Origin of the sequence: Cupriavidus sp. H18C1, assembly GCF_049311595.1 — a bacterium.
Taxonomy (GTDB): Bacteria; Pseudomonadota; Gammaproteobacteria; order Burkholderiales; family Burkholderiaceae; genus Cupriavidus; species Cupriavidus cauae.
The window spans coordinates 911,672-926,948 of the sequence record NZ_CP186009.1 but is presented as its reverse complement, the minus strand read 5'-3'; the positions used below and the strand labels follow the sequence as shown (position 1 = coordinate 926,948).

General features: G+C 66.0%; 15 protein-coding genes and 1 pseudogene. 7 read left to right on the top strand and 9 right to left on the bottom strand.

Translation table 11 applies throughout. From position 1 onward, the window contains the following. Positions 1 to 4: 4 nt before the first annotated feature. Complete coding sequence (locus OJJOAM_RS20025; protein ID WP_422650865.1) at positions 5 to 1,507, bottom strand: argininosuccinate lyase; 1,503 nt, start codon at positions 1,505 to 1,507, stop codon at positions 5 to 7. A gap of 162 nt (positions 1,508 to 1,669) precedes the next feature. Between OJJOAM_RS20025 and OJJOAM_RS20020 the strand changes: the two genes are divergently transcribed. The 4 genes from OJJOAM_RS20020 (at position 1,670) to OJJOAM_RS20005 (ending at position 4,497) form a co-directional block, all read left to right on the top strand. After that, positions 1,670 to 2,494 (top strand): AraC family transcriptional regulator, encoded by an 825-nt coding sequence (locus OJJOAM_RS20020; protein ID WP_422650864.1) that lies wholly within the window; start codon positions 1,670 to 1,672, stop codon positions 2,492 to 2,494. Positions 2,495 to 2,557: 63 nt separating this feature from the next. Beyond that, a complete protein-coding gene (locus OJJOAM_RS20015; RefSeq protein ID WP_422650984.1) occupies positions 2,558 to 2,977 on the top strand; it encodes a cupin domain-containing protein in 420 nt (139 codons plus the stop codon). A 163-nt stretch (positions 2,978 to 3,140) separates the two neighbouring features. Then, a complete protein-coding gene (locus OJJOAM_RS20010) occupies positions 3,141 to 3,605 on the top strand; it encodes an Rrf2 family transcriptional regulator (RefSeq protein ID WP_149316532.1) in 465 nt (154 codons plus the stop codon). Next, positions 3,595 to 4,497, top strand: a complete 903-nt coding sequence (locus OJJOAM_RS20005) for an NAD(P)/FAD-dependent oxidoreductase (protein ID WP_422650863.1) — start codon at positions 3,595 to 3,597, stop codon at positions 4,495 to 4,497. Before OJJOAM_RS20010 ends, OJJOAM_RS20005 begins: the two co-directional genes overlap by 11 nt. Before the next feature lie 152 nt (positions 4,498 to 4,649). On the opposite strand, the gene OJJOAM_RS20000 is transcribed toward OJJOAM_RS20005, so the two are convergent. The 8 genes from OJJOAM_RS20000 to OJJOAM_RS19965 all read right to left on the bottom strand — a co-directional run bounded on the left by OJJOAM_RS20000 (position 4,650) and on the right by OJJOAM_RS19965 (position 11,418). Then, positions 4,650 to 5,102, bottom strand: a complete 453-nt coding sequence (locus OJJOAM_RS20000; protein WP_422650862.1) for a hypothetical protein — start codon at positions 5,100 to 5,102, stop codon at positions 4,650 to 4,652. A gap of 338 nt (positions 5,103 to 5,440) precedes the next feature. Beyond that, a complete protein-coding gene (locus tag OJJOAM_RS19995; protein WP_422650861.1) occupies positions 5,441 to 5,623 on the bottom strand; it encodes a hypothetical protein in 183 nt (60 codons plus the stop codon). Between the two features lie 149 nt (positions 5,624 to 5,772). Continuing rightward, positions 5,773 to 6,291: a GNAT family N-acetyltransferase gene (locus OJJOAM_RS19990; protein WP_422650860.1), complete on the bottom strand. Its 519-nt coding sequence runs from the start codon at positions 6,289 to 6,291 to the stop codon at positions 5,773 to 5,775. A gap of 45 nt (positions 6,292 to 6,336) precedes the next feature. After that, entirely contained in the window at positions 6,337 to 7,668 is a 1,332-nt protein-coding gene (locus OJJOAM_RS19985) for a sensor histidine kinase (RefSeq protein ID WP_422650859.1), read from the bottom strand. A 510-nt stretch (positions 7,669 to 8,178) separates the two neighbouring features. After that, complete coding sequence (locus OJJOAM_RS19980) at positions 8,179 to 8,856, bottom strand: LuxR C-terminal-related transcriptional regulator (RefSeq protein ID WP_223819544.1); 678 nt, start codon at positions 8,854 to 8,856, stop codon at positions 8,179 to 8,181. Between the two features lie 124 nt (positions 8,857 to 8,980). Then, a complete protein-coding gene (locus OJJOAM_RS19975) occupies positions 8,981 to 9,346 on the bottom strand; it encodes a glyoxalase superfamily protein (RefSeq protein ID WP_422650858.1) in 366 nt (121 codons plus the stop codon). Positions 9,347 to 9,449: 103 nt separating this feature from the next. Further along, on the bottom strand, positions 9,450 to 10,238 hold the full coding sequence (locus OJJOAM_RS19970) for an alpha/beta hydrolase (protein WP_422650983.1): 789 nt from the start codon (positions 10,236 to 10,238) through the stop codon (positions 9,450 to 9,452). Positions 10,239 to 10,536: 298 nt separating this feature from the next. Beyond that, on the bottom strand, positions 10,537 to 11,418 hold the full coding sequence (locus tag OJJOAM_RS19965; protein WP_422650857.1) for a LysR substrate-binding domain-containing protein: 882 nt from the start codon (positions 11,416 to 11,418) through the stop codon (positions 10,537 to 10,539). 134 nt (positions 11,419 to 11,552) lie between these two features. Here OJJOAM_RS19965 and OJJOAM_RS19960 point away from each other — a divergent pair, with 134 nt between their 5' ends. From OJJOAM_RS19960 to OJJOAM_RS19950, 3 genes and pseudogenes are all read left to right on the top strand, one after another. Continuing rightward, the gene (locus OJJOAM_RS19960; protein WP_422650856.1) at positions 11,553 to 12,233 is read left to right on the top strand and encodes a flavodoxin family protein; all 681 of its coding nucleotides are present in this window, start codon (positions 11,553 to 11,555) and stop codon (positions 12,231 to 12,233) included. Positions 12,234 to 12,633: 400 nt separating this feature from the next. Next, positions 12,634 to 13,283 (top strand): annotated as a pseudogene (locus OJJOAM_RS19955) (response regulator). A gap of 71 nt (positions 13,284 to 13,354) precedes the next feature. Then, positions 13,355 to 15,190, top strand: a complete 1,836-nt coding sequence (locus OJJOAM_RS19950; RefSeq protein WP_422650982.1) for a hybrid sensor histidine kinase/response regulator — start codon at positions 13,355 to 13,357, stop codon at positions 15,188 to 15,190. Positions 15,191 to 15,277 lie beyond the last annotated feature (87 nt).

The following is a 15,277-nucleotide window of genomic DNA, read 5'->3' as shown; positions in this document are numbered from 1 at the left end:
TTTCCTAGTTCGCCGCCTTGGCCAGCTTGCCGAAATCCCGATCCAGCCGCGCCAGCGATGCATCGATCCGGCCGCGCTTTTCCTTGATCCAGGCATCCTGCTGCCCCAGCGTCTGTTTTGCCGCCTTCAGCATCCGCTCCATCTCGGCTGGCTGCGGACCGCCCACGGTGGCGCGATGGCGAACGATCGCCACCGGATCGAGCGTCGCGCGGAATTCCGCTTCGCTCATCGGCAATTGCGCCGGCCCCTGGCCCTTGACCGCTTCCGCATAGATCCGCTGCGCCTGCGCATAGGGAAATTCGCTCGGCCGGATATTGTTGGCCTTCGCGTAATCGACGACTTCCGATGCGAAGTGATGGCCCACGCGGAATGGCAGCTTGTATTTGCGCATCAGCACATCGGCCAGTTCCTGCGAGGCAGTCCAGTCGCTGTTCAGTTCCTCCAGCGCACGTTCGGGGCTGATCACCAGTGCGTTAAGGATCTTGTCCCAGCCCTGCAACACGCGGATCGCGCTCTGCACCATTTCGCTGTTGGGCTTGACCTCCTTGGCGTCGCCCATGCCTGGCGTGATGTTGTGCGCCTGAATCACCGGCCCCATCGCCAGCGTGACAGCGGTCGACGCGTGCCGGCGCGTCGTGTTCAGCAGACCGGGATTGCGCTTCTGCGGCATCGCGCTGGAAACATAGGTATTGCTGCCGCCCTCCTGCAACAGCATCCACGGACGCGATTGCGCATATTGCGTCATCACGTCCTCGATGAAGTTGCCCGCATGCAGCGCAATGCTGGTGACAATGGCGCCGACCTCGACCGGCTGTTCGGTCGAGGAAATCTGCGCGGCATCGTAGGCGTTGTCGACGATCGCCGAGAAGCCGAGATAGTCGGCCATGCGCGCGCGATTCAGCGGCCAGCTGGTGCCGTTCAATACGGTCGTCCCCATCGGCGAGCGGTCGATGCGCGCATAGGCCTCGCGAATCCGCTGTGCGTCGCGCTCCAGTCCCGCCGCATGGCCGAGCAGATAATGCCCCAGGCTATTCGGTTGCGCCGCCACGCCGTTGGTGTAATTCGGCACGATGGTATTGGCATGCTTCTCCGCCAGCGACACCAGCGAACGGCTGGTCTTGTTCAACTGGTCGGCCAGGCTCAGCAGATGGTCCCGCAGGATCGCGGCGCGGTAGGTCGCATGCATGTCCTGGCTGGACCGCCCCGCATGCAGCAGGGTCACCTCGACGCCGGCGGCCTGGATCAGCAACGGCTCGAAGGTGATCACCGTGGAGGGACGCTTGCCGCCCGGCCGATTGCCGTCTTCCAGCACCTTGACGATGCCCGAGGCAATGCGCGGCGCGAGCGACTTGTCCAACAGCCCTTCCTCCGTATTGATCACGGTGGTGGCCTTGTTGATTTCGCCGAGCCAATAGAACTCGTCGCGATTGACTGCGGATTGGGAAAAGGCGGGAATGGCGTGGGCGGAAATCGCCAGGGCAAGAATGCCAATTCGGGTTTTCAACACGGCTGGTTCGCTTGTCTCGTTATTCGGTCATTGTCGGGCGACGCCGGTGCAAAGGCGCCACGGGATTACAGCCGATTGCGGAGGCAGGCGCAAGGCTATACATTCAGCAGACAATGACAGCCTCCCTTGCCCAAAAAGGTCCCAATGCCGGCCCTGCCCGCCATGACAATGCGTCGTGGTAAAAGCCCCGATTGGGTGCATCGCGCCGAACCGGCGCAGGGCATCGAACGCATCGAGGCCTTCTTCACCGGCAACGCCTATGCGATGCACCGGCACGATACCTATGCCATCGGCCGTACGCTGGCAGGCGTGCAGTGCTTCCAGTATCGGCGCAGGCTGCGCGCCAGCGTGCCGGGCAAGACCATCGTGCTGCATCCCGACGAGGCGCACGACGGACAGGCCGGTACCGATGAGGGCTTTCGCTATCGGATGATCTACGTCGAGCCGGCCGTCTTTCAGGCGGTGCTCGGCGGCAAGGCGCTGCCGTTCATCGAAGGCGGCATCACCGATGACCCGCGCTTGTTCGCGGCGACCGAAGCGCTGCTGCAGCGGCCAGAGACCCTGCTCGATCCGCTCGAACGGGACGACGGCATGGTCGAGCTTGCCCTCGCGCTCGACGCCGCTTCCGGCGCAAGACCGCTGCGGCCGTCCTGCGACTTCCGGGCGGCCCAGCTGGCGCGCGACTATCTGCATGCCGCTTCGCATCGCACCGTCACGCTGGAAGAACTCGCCGCCGCCTGCGGCCGCGATCGCTGGAGCCTGTCGCGCGACTTCCGCACGTTCTACGGCACCAGCCCCTATCACTACCTGACGATGCGCCGATTGGAGGCGGCACGCCGGCTGATGCAGCACGGTGTCGCGCTGGCCGACAGCGCCATCGCAGCCGGCTTTGCGGACCAGAGCCACATGACGCGGCACTTCACCAAGGCTTACGGCATTCCGCCGGCCCGGTGGCTGCGCATGGTCCAGCACGCCAACGGCCGCTGATTTCCGCTCGCACAATCGTTCAAGACGCCGCAGCCGCGTCCGCATTACGCTGCTCTCTCCCCCATTCACGGAGAGAACCCATGCAAGCCACCCCATCATCGGCCCCCCGCTTCCCGCGGCCAGGGCGTCGCGATCGATCTGATCGGCAAAATCGGCCAGATCGACAGCCACTGGCAGCCCCGCGTCGTCGCCGAAATGAATGACTACCAGTTCAAGGCGGTCAAGCTCAAGGGCGATTTCATCTGGCATACACACGCCGATACCGACGAGACCTTCATCGTGCTCGACGGCGAATTGCGGATCGATCTTCGCGATGGCGCGATCGTGCTGCGCGCCGGCCAGATGGCGGTCGTGCCCAAGGGTGTCGAACACAAGCCCTTTGCCGCCGAAGAAGTGAAACTGCTGCTGATCGAGCCGCGCGGCGTGCGCAATACCGGTGAAGAAGGCGGCGAACGGACCGCGCAGAACGATATCTGGGTCTGAGGCGCTGCGCGAGGGCCGCGATCACCGCGATCGCCGCCATGGCGGCCCTTGATGGCCTTCGCGGCGTTCGCGACGTTCGCGACGTTCGCGGCTTCGCGGCCCCTCGCGGCTTTCACCGACCTTTACCTTGACATTCGGCGTTTCATGTAACACCATAAGTTCCATGAAACGCGATAGCAGACTGTCAGGCGTGCTCCACGTCCTGTTGCACATGGCCGAGCACGATGGCCCGGTCACATCGGAGGTCCTCGCCAAGGCGATGGAAACCAATCCCGTGGTCATCCGCCGCGTGATGGCCGGCCTGCGCGAGCAGGGCTACGTGCGCTCGGAAAAAGGCCATGGCGGCGGCTGGACGCTCGCCTGCGACCTGTCCAGGGTCACGCTGCGCGACGTCTACACGGCGCTGGGCTGCCCCTCGCTTCTGGCAATCGGCAATCGGACGGAATCGCCCGGTTGCCTGGTCGAGCAGGCCGTCAATGCCGCGCTCGACCAAGCCTTCAACGACGCGGAAGCGCTGCTGCTGGCGCGGCTGGGCGAGGTCACGCTGGCCATGCTGAGCGCCGATTTCCACAAACGGATGGTTGCCCGCGGCGGCCGCCACGATCTGGAGCACGTCCATGCGGTATGACGCCATTGTCATCGGCGGCAGTTTCGCCGGCCTGTCGGCAGCCACCTATATCGCGCGGGCAAGGCGCTCGGTCTGCATCGTCGATGCGGGCGCCCCGCGCAATCGCTTTGCCACGCATTCGCACGGCTTCCTGGCGCAGGACGGCAGCAATCCCGCCGCCGTGCTGGCGACCGCGCGACAGCAGGTCGCGGCGTATCCCACGACCACGTTTATCGAAGGTCGAGCCATCGGTGCGTCGGGAGAGCTGGGCGCCTTCTCGGTGAGCCTCGAGAACGGCGAGGTGGTGCAAGGCGCCAGGCTGGTGCTCGCGTACGGCATCTCCGACGAACTGCCCGACCTGCCGGGACTGAAGGAGCGCTGGGGCAAGTCCGTGATTCATTGCCCGTACTGCCATGGCTTCGAATTCAGCGATCAACGCCTGGGCGTGCTGAGCATGTCGCCGATGTCGGTCCATCAGGCCATGCTGATCGCCGAATGGGGTCCGACCACGCTCTATTTGAATGGGGAGCCGGCCGCCGACGAAACCGCGCTCGCGGAACTGGAAAAGCGTGGTGTCGCGATCGAAGCGGCGCCGATCAAGGCACTGCACGGCGAGGGCACGGCGCTATCGGCAATCGAGTTTGCCGATGGCCGAACCACCGCGGTCGATGCGCTCTATCTCGCCGTTCGCAGCCGCCAGAACAGCGACATGGCACAGCAGCTGGGCTGCGAAATGGAAGACATGCCGTTCGGTTCGATCATCCGTACCGATGCGCAGAAAAACACCACGGTACCGGGCGTCTACGCCGCGGGCGATATCGCCCGCGGCATGCACAGCGCGACGTTCGCCAGCGCCGACGGCGTGATGGCGGGCGTGGCCGCGCATCAGTCGCTGGTGTTTGGGGCGCGGTAAGGCGAATTTTCTGTGTGACGCCGTAGTTCGCGATTTCATCTCGAACTGGCGTTGCGTTCCACGGGATGCATTGCTCCGCGAGCCTCGCAGATCAACCGTTCAAGGATCGCAGGCCCATAGCGGCAGACGATTACGCGCGACCCGACAGCACCTTATGATCTGGATTTGCCGCAGAACTTCCCATATGGCGTGCGGTCCGTAATCGAGCGCTGGCCCTCTGCGGCCTTTCGAAGCGTGGCAGCACGATCCGCCGATAGCTTCGCCTCCGCCGGACGCCCCACTCCAACAAGCGCACTTGCGTATTCATCAAGGATATCAGCGTACCCGATAGGCGCCGCCTTGGTAACGCCATCTGCTTCGAGCAACGGGATTGCTCTTTCGAAGTACGCTGCCGCTTGCGAAAACTTGTTCTGATCCAGATTCAAACGTGCCAATTCGACCAAGGACAAATAGAGAGGCTGGCCCGCCTCCTTGTCCAGCTTGTAGGCCGTGTTCAGCTCTTCTTCTGCCCGGTCGAAGTAACAGGTGACACCCAACGAACGCCCGTATTCGTAGTGCGCAAGCGCCCGCCGCGCAGCGGGAAGCTCGGCGAGATCCGCATTCACGGTAACGCGAGCGAAGGCCCGGCGGGCGGTGTCCCAATCGCCTTGCATTATTGCTGCCGCTCCGACTCGACCGTAGTTGCTGGCTACCCTTTCGCGCACTTCAGAGGCACAACCAGCCAATAGAGAGGCAGATACAAGAGCGGTGAGAGCAATGCGCATAATGTGACAACGTCGGTCTGGCAAATGATGGAAAAGCGAACGGATGCCGTCTGGCATCCCGCGACACTTCAATGCCGGTTCAACGGCACTGAGCGCGGAATACTTTAGGGCGTAGTACGCTTCCCCGCCAGCGGTAGCGCGACAGTGAAACAGGGCGCCGATACAACGGCCGCCCCCCCTCAGTCCTCGGACTTCTCCGGCGGCACCGCCTTCCCCAGCAATTTGCCAAGCAAGCCGGTCTTGGCCGCTGCCGCGCCGCGGCGCTCGGTCTTCGGAGCCGGGCCGCCGCGCTTGGCGCCGGCCTGTTTCATGCTGTTGGCGATCTTCAGGCCTTTGTTCTTTTCGAGGTCGGTTTTCTTCACGGGATCATCTCGGTAGTCGAGGCCGGCATTGTACGCAGGTGAACGGGGGAAGTCTGCGCCGGCAAGTGGGCAGCTGGCCGGTCCCCGCGATCTCGCCGCAGAGGCAGCTCCTTTCATGGCTCGCTGCTGTTGTCGCCAGCGCCCACACTCTACCCCGTCACCCAGAACGCCTCGTCATACTGCACCGTCCCGGCCGGCCACTCGCCCTCGAAGCGTACCGCCTGGAAATATTCGGGCGGGACATCGGGGAATACGAGGTCCGCACGGCAAACGAAGCCGAAGCGGCCGTAGTAAGCGGGCTCGCCCAGCACCACGCAGCCTCGCGCGCCGCGGCGGCGCAGCGCGTCCAGTGCCGCGTTCATCAGCAGCGTACCGACGCCTTTCGACTGCCAGGCAGGAAGCACGGAGATCGGTCCAAGGCCATACCAGCCTTCGCTGCCATCGGAGATCGCGACCGGGGACACCGCCACATGACCGACGATGCGGCCGCCGAGCTGGTCGGCGTCCGTGGCCACCAGTGAAATCGACAGCTGCCCTCGCGCGCGCAATGCATTGACGATCAGCGGTTCGGTACCGCTGGCATGCGTCGCGCTGCGGAAGGCTTCGGCGACGACCGACTCGATCACCGGAATATCGGCGGGGACTTCGTCACGGATCTGGATTGGCATAGGGGGTCCTCTGCAAGGAGGTGGGATGGCGATGCTGGCACCGGATCATCGCCCACGGATCACGACGCGCGGTGCAGCGTCTCTTCCGGCCGAAGCCACTGGTACAGCAATGCATGCAGCTGCGCCGGCTCCACCGGCTTGCGCAGCACCACATAGCCCTCGCGTTCGGCCTGCAGCAGGGCGGGCGAATCGAATTCGCCGCTGACCATTGCGCCGCTGGCGCCGGGACAGCGCTCCAGCAGCTCCTTCAGCACCTCGAAGCCGCTCTCGCCGGATCGCAGGCGCTGGTCGCACAGGATCGCCTGCGGACGCAGGCCGGCATGGAGCAGCGCGATCGCTTCCGTCGCCGAGGCCGCGCAGTGTGCATCGACGTGCCATGCCTGCATCAGGCTCCCCCCACGCCCTGACGACGACCGGATCGTCCTCGACGATCAGACAGCAACCGCTCAGCGGCGGCAGCGCGCTCGTCGGCCGGGCCTGGGACTCGGCCGCCATCGCGTGCACATGGGCCTGCCCGGGGTCGGCGGCCGGAAAGCGCAGCCAGAATCGCGAGCCGCGACGTTCGACGGAGTCCAGCCCGTAGGCGGCACCCATCATGGTCGCGCAGCGGGCAACCACGGCGAGTCCCAAGCCATGTCCCGCGCTGTCGATGCGCCACGCGTATTCGTTGCGATAGTACGGCGAATAGATCCGGCTCTTGTCCTCGTTGGCCACTCCGATGCCGGTATCCCAGACTTCCAGCAGCCAGTCCGCTTCGCGGCGCCGGGCCGACAGCAGCACGCCGCCACGCTGCGTGTACCGCAGCGCGTTGTGGACCAGGTTGACCAGCGACTGGCGCAGCAGCGCAGCATCGGCCAGCACCGCGGCGGCCTGCTTCGGCACGCGCACGCGCAGATCGAGATGGCGGCTATGCGCTTCCTCGCGGAACAGCGCGGCGACTTCCTCCATGATGGGTGCGAGCGCCACCGGTGCGCTGCGCGGCATCGCCATGCCCTGCTCGATCTTCGACAGGTCGAGCAGCGAGTTGAACATCAGATGAACGGATCGGACGCTGCGCCGCAGGTCCTCCAGCGGCGGATTCAGCGCCGGATCCCGATTGCGCTGCGCGATCGCTTCGATCAGGAATCCCATCGCATGAACGGGCTGGCGCAGGTCGTGGCTGGCGGTGGTCAGGAACAGGTTCTTGGCGCGCAGCGCATCCTCGGCCTCCTCCTTGGCGAGCCGATAGCTCTCCGCAAGCCGGATGCCGTCGTCCTCGAGCTGCACCTGCTGGCGGAAGAATTGATTGGCGATCAGCGCGTGCCGATAGATCGCCACCGCATACAGCAGCGTCAGCGGCAGCACCACCTGCCAATGATGAGGAAAACTCCATGGCACGTTGACCGTCACCACCCCCCCAGCACGCAAAGAAGAACCGCTGGAAGGCGCCCAATATCGGCGTCTGGTGCGTGGCGTTGGCCGCAAGAATGGCGGCCAGGCTGATATGCAGCAGCAGCGCGAAGTCGAAGCTCACCTGGCCCGCGGTCAATACCGTCGCCATCGACAGGCACAGGCCGTGGACCAGCGCGATGCGCCGGACCACCGGCAGCCAGCGCTCGGCCATCGCCGCGTCGTCGGACTGCGCCCGCTCGCGGCGATAGTGCCGACGCTCCATCTGCATCCAGCCGGCGGCCAGGCAGTAGGCGAGCGTCCACACCAGCAGCGAACGGGCATCCCTGCCCGTGACATGCAGCCAGGCGACGAACGGCAGGCCGACGAAGGGGATCGCGTTGACGCTGAAGACGAGCCGCTCGAACGTCATGTCGACCAGCCGCGCACGGGCACGCGGGCTGACGCTCGATTCGGTGGCGGCGGCACGCAGGCCCAGCCGTTGCGAGAACGGCTCGCTCACGGTTCGAGCCGGCGTCCGTGCAGCAGCGTGATGGCCTCGACGCGATTGCTGACGCCCAGCTTGCCGAGAATGGCCGTCACGTGTTCCTTGGTGGTCTGCTCGGAAATTGCCAGTTCCTTGGCAATCTGCTTGTTGGGCAAGCCGCGCAGCATCAACGCGAGTACCTGGCCCTGCCGATCGGTCAGGCCGAGGTCGCGCGGACTCAGCGGCAGTTCGCGGCGCAAGGCCGGCGTCAGTTCCGCCGCGGGCACGGCGGGAAACCAGGTGCCGCCCTGCCGCAGCGTGGCCACCGCCTGGGCGAACGTCTCCGGCGGCTCGCTCTTGCGCAGAAAGCCGTGCGCGCCCGCCTCCATGGCCTTGATCTGTACGCGCGCGTCCTCATCGCCGCTCATCACGAGCAGGCGGCACGATGGCAGCTTCGCGGCGGCCTCGCGCAGCAGCGCCAGGGCGGTGCCGCCGGGCAGCCAGAAATCGACCACCAGCAGGCTGGGAGGACCGTCGCTATCGATCCGTTGAAAGCACTCCTGCGCATTCGCGGCATAGTGCGCCACCGCGTAGTCGCAATGCGTTGTCAGATATCCCGCAATACCGCGCGCCACCAGCGGATGGTCGTCGACGACGATGGCATACGACTGGCGCGCCGGGGCCATGCCCGACGCAATTCGACTCTTCACCAAGCTTTGGCTCCTGACCCCTGCCGAAATAAAGCTTATTTTTTGCGCCAGTGTAATTGATTTCGCACAACGGAATTCGCGTGGCGCCGCGTTACCCCTACTACGGTAGGTGTTCGAAATTTAATTAATCGTCAATGAGCTGACAGAAACGCAGGGAATTACCGAACGGGTCGGTCACCTGCATTTCCTTGCCCCAGTCCATCGTTTCGACGCCGGGGCGCGCATATCGGTACGGCTTCGCCGCCAATTCCCGCTGCAGCGCGTCGATATCGTCGACCCGCAGGAATATTGCCGTTCCCGGCGTGCCATCGCCGTGATGCTCGCTCAGATGCAGCAGCAATTGCGAGCGCGATATCTGCATGTACAGCGGCAGGCTTTCCTCGAACCGATGCTCCCAGTCCAGAGAAAATCCGAGGAAATCGAGATAGAACTCCCTGGCCTTGTCCACCGAGAAGATACGCAGAATTGGAATGGCGGGAGAGAGCTTCATCGGATTGGTTCATTCAATGCAATGACACAAGCATAACCAATGCGGGTCCAAATCCGTAAGTTCCAACATTAATGCAATTGCCGTTGAAGCGGCTAAACCGGGCTCACGGCGCGGCGGCGTTGGGCCCGGATTCGAGCAGGAAGGCGAGCGCCTGCCGCCACCACTCTGCATCGACGCGATTGAACCAGTCGTTGTGGTCGGCGCCCGGTACCACGCGCAATTGGCGCCGCATGCCGAGCGCGTCGTGGAGTGCGCGGCCAAAGCGTGCCGGCACGATGCGATCGCGTTCGGCCACCACCACCAATACCGGGCGGTCGAAGGCGGCGAGATTGGCGACGCTGTCATAGCGGTCGCGCAACAGCCAGGAGGTCGGCAGCCATGCGTAGTGATGTGAGGCGATATGCGCCAGCCGGTCCCACGGGGTGATCAGCATCAGGCCGGCGATCCGGTCGCGTTGCCGCGCGGCGGCTGCGGCCACCACGCCGGCGCCCAGCGATTCGCCGATCAACAGCAGTGGTGCGCCGAAGCGCGCATGGGCCAGTTCGATGGTGCGCTGCGCATCGGCGACGAAGCTGGCCTCGCCTACCTCGCCATCGCGCGGCCCATAGCCGGGATATTCGGCGAGGATGACCCGGACGCCATGCTGCACCAGCGCGTCCGCATAGACCTTCCGATGGCCGGCATGGCCCGCGTTGCCATGAAACACGATCACGGTGGCACGCGCCGGTCCCCTGGGTTCGGCGAGCAGGCCCATGAAGTCGTCTTCACCGGGCCAGGCGCTCAATTGGTCGGACACTAGCGCGGCCAGCGGTGCCTTGCTCGGGAAGTACAGGAAGTGGTCCTGCAATGCCGCCAACGTTGCCGTCGGCGCCATGCCGGCGAGGCACACCATGCCGAGCGCCATGCTGGCGATGCGGGCAGCCAGGGGAAAACGGTGTCGGACTGCGGTGGGCATGCTTTCCTCCCGATGGCCGCTGGCGGAACCGCCACGATCTGCATGATAGGCAACGCGAAGCGCCGGACGGCAGGAGGAATCGCCATGCTGCGTCGCGCCATGCGGGGCGCCATGCACGGGTTCATGGACCCGTTCATTGAGCCGGTCATCGAGCCGGTCATCGAGCCGGTCAGAGCCGGTCAAGGGGCCAGTGAATGAGCCGGCCATTGAACGGCATCGGCTCAAACCCGCACGTTCAGGCCCATTCCCGCGCCAGCCAGGCCAGAAACGCCCGCACTGGCGGATGCCGCTCGCGTCCCGGCACGCACAGCGCGGTATAGGCGGCGCCGGCCACCGTGATATCGGGGCGATACGGCACCAGCAGCCCATTGCGCACGCTGTCGGACACCATGATCGAGCTGGCGAGCACCAGCCCCTGCCCCGCGACGGCGGCCTGCAGCGCATAACTTTCCTCGTCGTAGGCGCGCATCGTCGCGCCATCCTGCAACCAGCGCACGCCGGCCGCATCGCACCACGCCTGCCAGCCATCGTCGTACAGCGTGGAATCGGTCCATCGCACCGTGATGAGTTCGGGTGTTTCCTCGCCGGCGGCCACGATCCGCGCCGGCGATCCGTAGACGCCGAACGTCTCGCCAAGGCGGCATGCGTTCAGCAGCGAGGGCCACGCGCTGGTGCCATAGCGGATCGCCAGGTCGATGCGAGCGTCCTGGTGCAGGTCGACCGGTGCGCCATCGCTGTCGATCCGTACATGCACATCGGGATGCGCCTGATAGAAGCGCCCCAGCCGCGGCACCAGCCACAGCGCGGCGAACGACATGGTGGTGGTCACGGTCAGCGAGCCCGCCGCCGGCTGCGGCAGCAGCTCGTCGATGGCCTGAGCCACATCGAGCAGCGCGCCATGCATCCGGTGGAACAGCCGTTCGCCTTCGACCGTCAGCGCCACGCCGCGCGGCAGGCGCGTGAACAGCGCCACGCCCAGGCAGGACTCGAGCCCGCGCACCTGATGCGAGACGGCGGCCGGCGTCACCGACAGCTCGGCCGCCGCGGCCTTGAAGCTCAGATGCCGCGCGGCGGATTCGAATACCCGCAAGGCGGCGATCGGCAGGGAAGCGAACATGCATTGCGCTCCGAAAAATGCGCAGGAAACCCAGAGATGAATCGAATTTGTTCGACGCGAGAATTGCTCGTTTGTCGCGCCGCAGCCGCCATCCTACAGTCGCCGTGTCCCTACCACGCCATGCAAGGAACATGATGACGGATACGACTTTCCCCCAAACCCTTCCCGCCGGGCCGGTATTGATCCTGGTCGGCAGCCCGCGGCGCGACGGCAATTCGGCGGCGATGGCGCAAGCGGTGCAGCGCGGCGTCGAGCGCGCGGGCCATCCGGTCAAGCTGCGCTTTCTTGACGACCATATCGGCGGCCTGCTGCGCGACTGCCGCCAATGCCGGCGCGCCGACGGCAGCTGCGGCATCGAGGACGGCTATCGCGATCTGTTGCTGCAGGACTTCCTGCCCGCGGCCGGCGTGGTGTTCTGCTCGCCGATCTACTGGTATGGCCTGTCGGCGCAGACCAAGGCCTTCTTCGACCGGATGTTCTGCTATTACGCCGCCTCGCATCCGGATTCGGCCAACGTAGTGCCGAAGCTCGCCCGCAAGCGCCTCGGCCTGGTGCTGGCCTCCGAGGAAAGCTATGCCGGCGCGGCGCTTGGCATCGTGCATCAGCTGCAGGAGTATGCCCGCTATACCGATTCGCAGCTGGCGGGCGTGGTGCGCGGTACCGGCAATCGCCGCGGCGAGGTGGTGCGCGATCCGACCGATGCGATCGCGCAGGCCGAACGCCTGGGCGCCGAGCTGTTTGCGCGCTCCTACAGCGACTATCGTTTCGATACGCCGCGCGATACGCGGGTATGGCCGCTGGATCGGGCGGCATGATGGGTGCGGGCATGACGCAGGGAGGGCGCAAGATCGCGCACGCATGGCCGGTGCCATCATGGCCGTCAATGATCGTCATGCATGGCGGCCATATCGATGAACGACGCCGGGCAAAAAAATACCCGCAGCCGGGAGGTGCGGGTATTCCAAAGTGGTATGAGCGAGTCGCGGTTCCGCTCAGGACGCATCCTCGCATCACGCGCTCGCCACGCCAATAATCCATCCGGACTAGGTCGCGCCCGATCGGCGGGCATGGACAAGCAGGCGGGAATCGATTCCAATCCACCACTGGCAAGGGCGGCCGGCCGCAATCCGCGCGCATCGCGCCCTGCCATGCCGTGCCCGGACCGCAGGGTTATCGCGGCCCGCCACGCCGATGACCGGCCCCATATCGACCGCCATGCCCGATGCCCGCCTGCTGCTGATCGACGACCATACGCTGTTCCGCACCGGGCTGCGGCTGCTGCTGGCCGACAGCGCCAGCGTGTCCGCGATCGTCGAGGCCGGCACGGTGATGGAGGCGGTGCAGGACCATGCCGGGACCGCGGTCGATATCATCCTGCTCGATATCCAGTTGCCCGGCCTGAACGGCATCGAGGGCGTGCGGGTGCTGCGCCGGTATTTCCCCGCGGCGCGCATCCTGATCGTCTCGGGTACCTCGGGGCGCGACGCGATTCCCCCCCCGACGTGCTGAAGGACGTGGCCGGCTTCCTGCCCAAATCGGCGGACGCCACGCGCATCGAGAAGGCGATCGCCCGCTGCCTGCAGGGCGGCAGCTACTTCTGCCATGCCGATGACGCCATCGCGCCGGACCCGTCCGCCACGGATGCGGCGCGCTACCGGCCCAGCCAGCTGACACCGCGCCAGCTCGAGGTGCTGGGCCAGCTGGCGCTGGGCCGTTCCAACAAGATCATCGCGCACCATCTCGGCCTGTCGGAGAACACGGTGCGGGTGCATGTCGCCGCCATCCTCGATCACCTTGGCGTGGTCAGCCGCGTCGAGGCCATCATCGAGGCGCAGCGGCGTGGCCTGATCCAGGCCGCCCGGTGAAGCGCGCCCGCGGCCGCAGGCGGCTGCCCTTGCTGCCGCGCTTCGACGAGGGACGGCTGCTGGCAGCCCAGATGGATCTGCTGGACCAGAGCTTCAGCGTCGCGATGATCGGCTGCGCGCTGGCGGCGTGGTTTCTCACCGCCGGCCTGGTGCTGTCCGGCGATCGGCCCCTTGCCCTGCCGTGGGCCATCGCGATGACGCTGGCCTGCGCCTACGGCCTGGTCGGCCGGCAGCGAATGCCGGAACGCACCACCGAGGCCGTGGCGCCCTACTACGCGCGCTGGATGACGATGCTGCTGACCTGCATCGGCTCGCTGTGGGGAGTGATCGCGCTGCTCTATCTCGACGTCCGCGAGCCGCCGATCGTCATTTCGGTGCTGTCGCTGATCGCGGGAATGAGCGCGGCGGCGCTCGCGGTGTTCTCGGCCTGCCTGCCGGTCGCCGTCGGCTTTTTCGTACCGGCGATCCTGCCGGTATGGATCAGCTTCCTGGCCACCGGCGATCCCGACTATCTGCCGATGTTCCTGGCGACACCGCTCTACCTGATCGTGCTGATCGTGTTCGCGCGCAACTACGCCCGCGTGGCGCGGCATTCGATCGCGCTGCGCTTCGAGAATGTCGAGCTGATCGGCCAGCTGCGCGAGCAGACCGCGCGCGCCGAGTCGGCCCAGCGAGCGGCCGAGCAGGCGAGCCGCGCGAAATCGGTGTTCCTCGCCTCGGCCAGCCACGATCTGCGCCAGCCGCTGCATGCGCTGGGCCTGTTCCTGGTCTCGCTCGGACGCACCGCGCTCGACGGCAAGCAGCGCGAGCTGCTGACGCATGTCGAGGCCGCCTCCGATGCCGCGCGCGAGATGCTGAACACGCTGCTGGACTTTTCCAAGCTCGAAGCCGGCGTGGTACAGGCCCGGCCGATGGCGTTTCGCCTGCAGCCGCTGCTCTACCGGCTCGAGAACGAGTTCGCGCCGCTGGCGGAAGCCCGCGGCCTGGTCTACCGGACGCGCGAGACGACCTGCGCGGTGTTCGCCGATCCCGCGCTGGTCGAACTGGTGCTGCGCAATCTGATCGCCAATGCGATCCGCTATACCGAGCGCGGCGGCGTGCTGGTGGGCTGCCGCCGGCGCGGCGAACAGGCGGTGCTCGAGGTATGGGACACGGGGATCGGCATTCCGGCGTCGCAGCACGCGGCGATCTTCCAGGAGTTCCATCAGCTCGGCAATCCCGAGCGCGATCAGCGCAAGGGGCTGGGACTCGGGCTGTCGATCGCCAGCGGCCTCGCGCGCACGATGTCCACCGACATCACGCTGGCCTCGGCACCGCGGCGCGGCTCGGTGTTCCGCATGGCGCTGCCTTGGGCCTGGCTGCCGCCGGCCGGCATGGAGACGCTGGTACATCGGCTGCCGAGCGATGTTCCGGCGCAGCTGGAACCGCTGCCCGGCGTGCGGGCCCTCGTCATCGACGACGATCCGCATATCCGGCTGGCGATGACGGAGCTGCTGTCGGGCTGGCAATGCGACTGCCGGGCGGCGGAGTCCGAGCGCGACGCGCTGGCCTGCCTGCCGGCGTTCCGGCCCAACCTGATCGTGGCGGACTACCGGCTGCGCGGAAACCGGGACGGCCTGCAGGCGATGGCGGCGCTGCGCAAGCAGCTGGGAGAAGCGGTACCGGCGATCGTCATCACCGGCGATACCGCGGCGGACCGGCTGCGCAGCGTACATGCGAGCGGCACCGTGCTGCTGCACAAGCCCGTGGTCGCCGCGGAACTGCATGCGGCGATCGTGGAGCTGGTCCCGCCGCTCGCGGCCCAAGTACGCACGGTGCGCCCCGGCGAGGGAGCGGGCGGACCTGACGAACCGGGCGAAACCGAGCAGCCAGATAGACCCGGCAAACCGGACGCGTCGGCGCCATAACTTTTTCGGATAAATCAATCCGATCTATTAATTGGACTTTGGTCCAAGCCTTGCGGACACTGAATCGACACTGCACCGGGTCGATCC

Excerpts from the sequence above, each read along its gene's own strand:
- OJJOAM_RS20020 (WP_422650864.1), top strand. The coding sequence starts at position 1,670 with ATGACAATGCGTCGTGGTAAAAGCCCCGATTGGGTGCATCGCGCCGAA.
- OJJOAM_RS19965 (WP_422650857.1), bottom strand. The coding sequence starts at position 11,418 with ATGTTCGCTTCCCTGCCGATCGCCGCCTTGCGGGTATTCGAATCCGCC.
- OJJOAM_RS19960 (WP_422650856.1), top strand. The coding sequence starts at position 11,553 with ATGACGGATACGACTTTCCCCCAAACCCTTCCCGCCGGGCCGGTATTG.
- OJJOAM_RS20005 (WP_422650863.1), top strand. The coding sequence starts at position 3,595 with ATGCGGTATGACGCCATTGTCATCGGCGGCAGTTTCGCCGGCCTGTCG.
- OJJOAM_RS19970 (WP_422650983.1), bottom strand. The coding sequence starts at position 10,238 with ATGGTGTGCCTCGCCGGCATGGCGCCGACGGCAACGTTGGCGGCATTG.
- OJJOAM_RS19990 (WP_422650860.1), bottom strand. The coding sequence starts at position 6,291 with ATGCCAATCCAGATCCGTGACGAAGTCCCCGCCGATATTCCGGTGATC.
- OJJOAM_RS19950 (WP_422650982.1), top strand. The coding sequence starts at position 13,355 with ATGGATCTGCTGGACCAGAGCTTCAGCGTCGCGATGATCGGCTGCGCG.
- OJJOAM_RS20010 (WP_149316532.1), top strand. The coding sequence starts at position 3,141 with ATGAAACGCGATAGCAGACTGTCAGGCGTGCTCCACGTCCTGTTGCAC.
- OJJOAM_RS19975 (WP_422650858.1), bottom strand. The coding sequence starts at position 9,346 with ATGAAGCTCTCTCCCGCCATTCCAATTCTGCGTATCTTCTCGGTGGAC.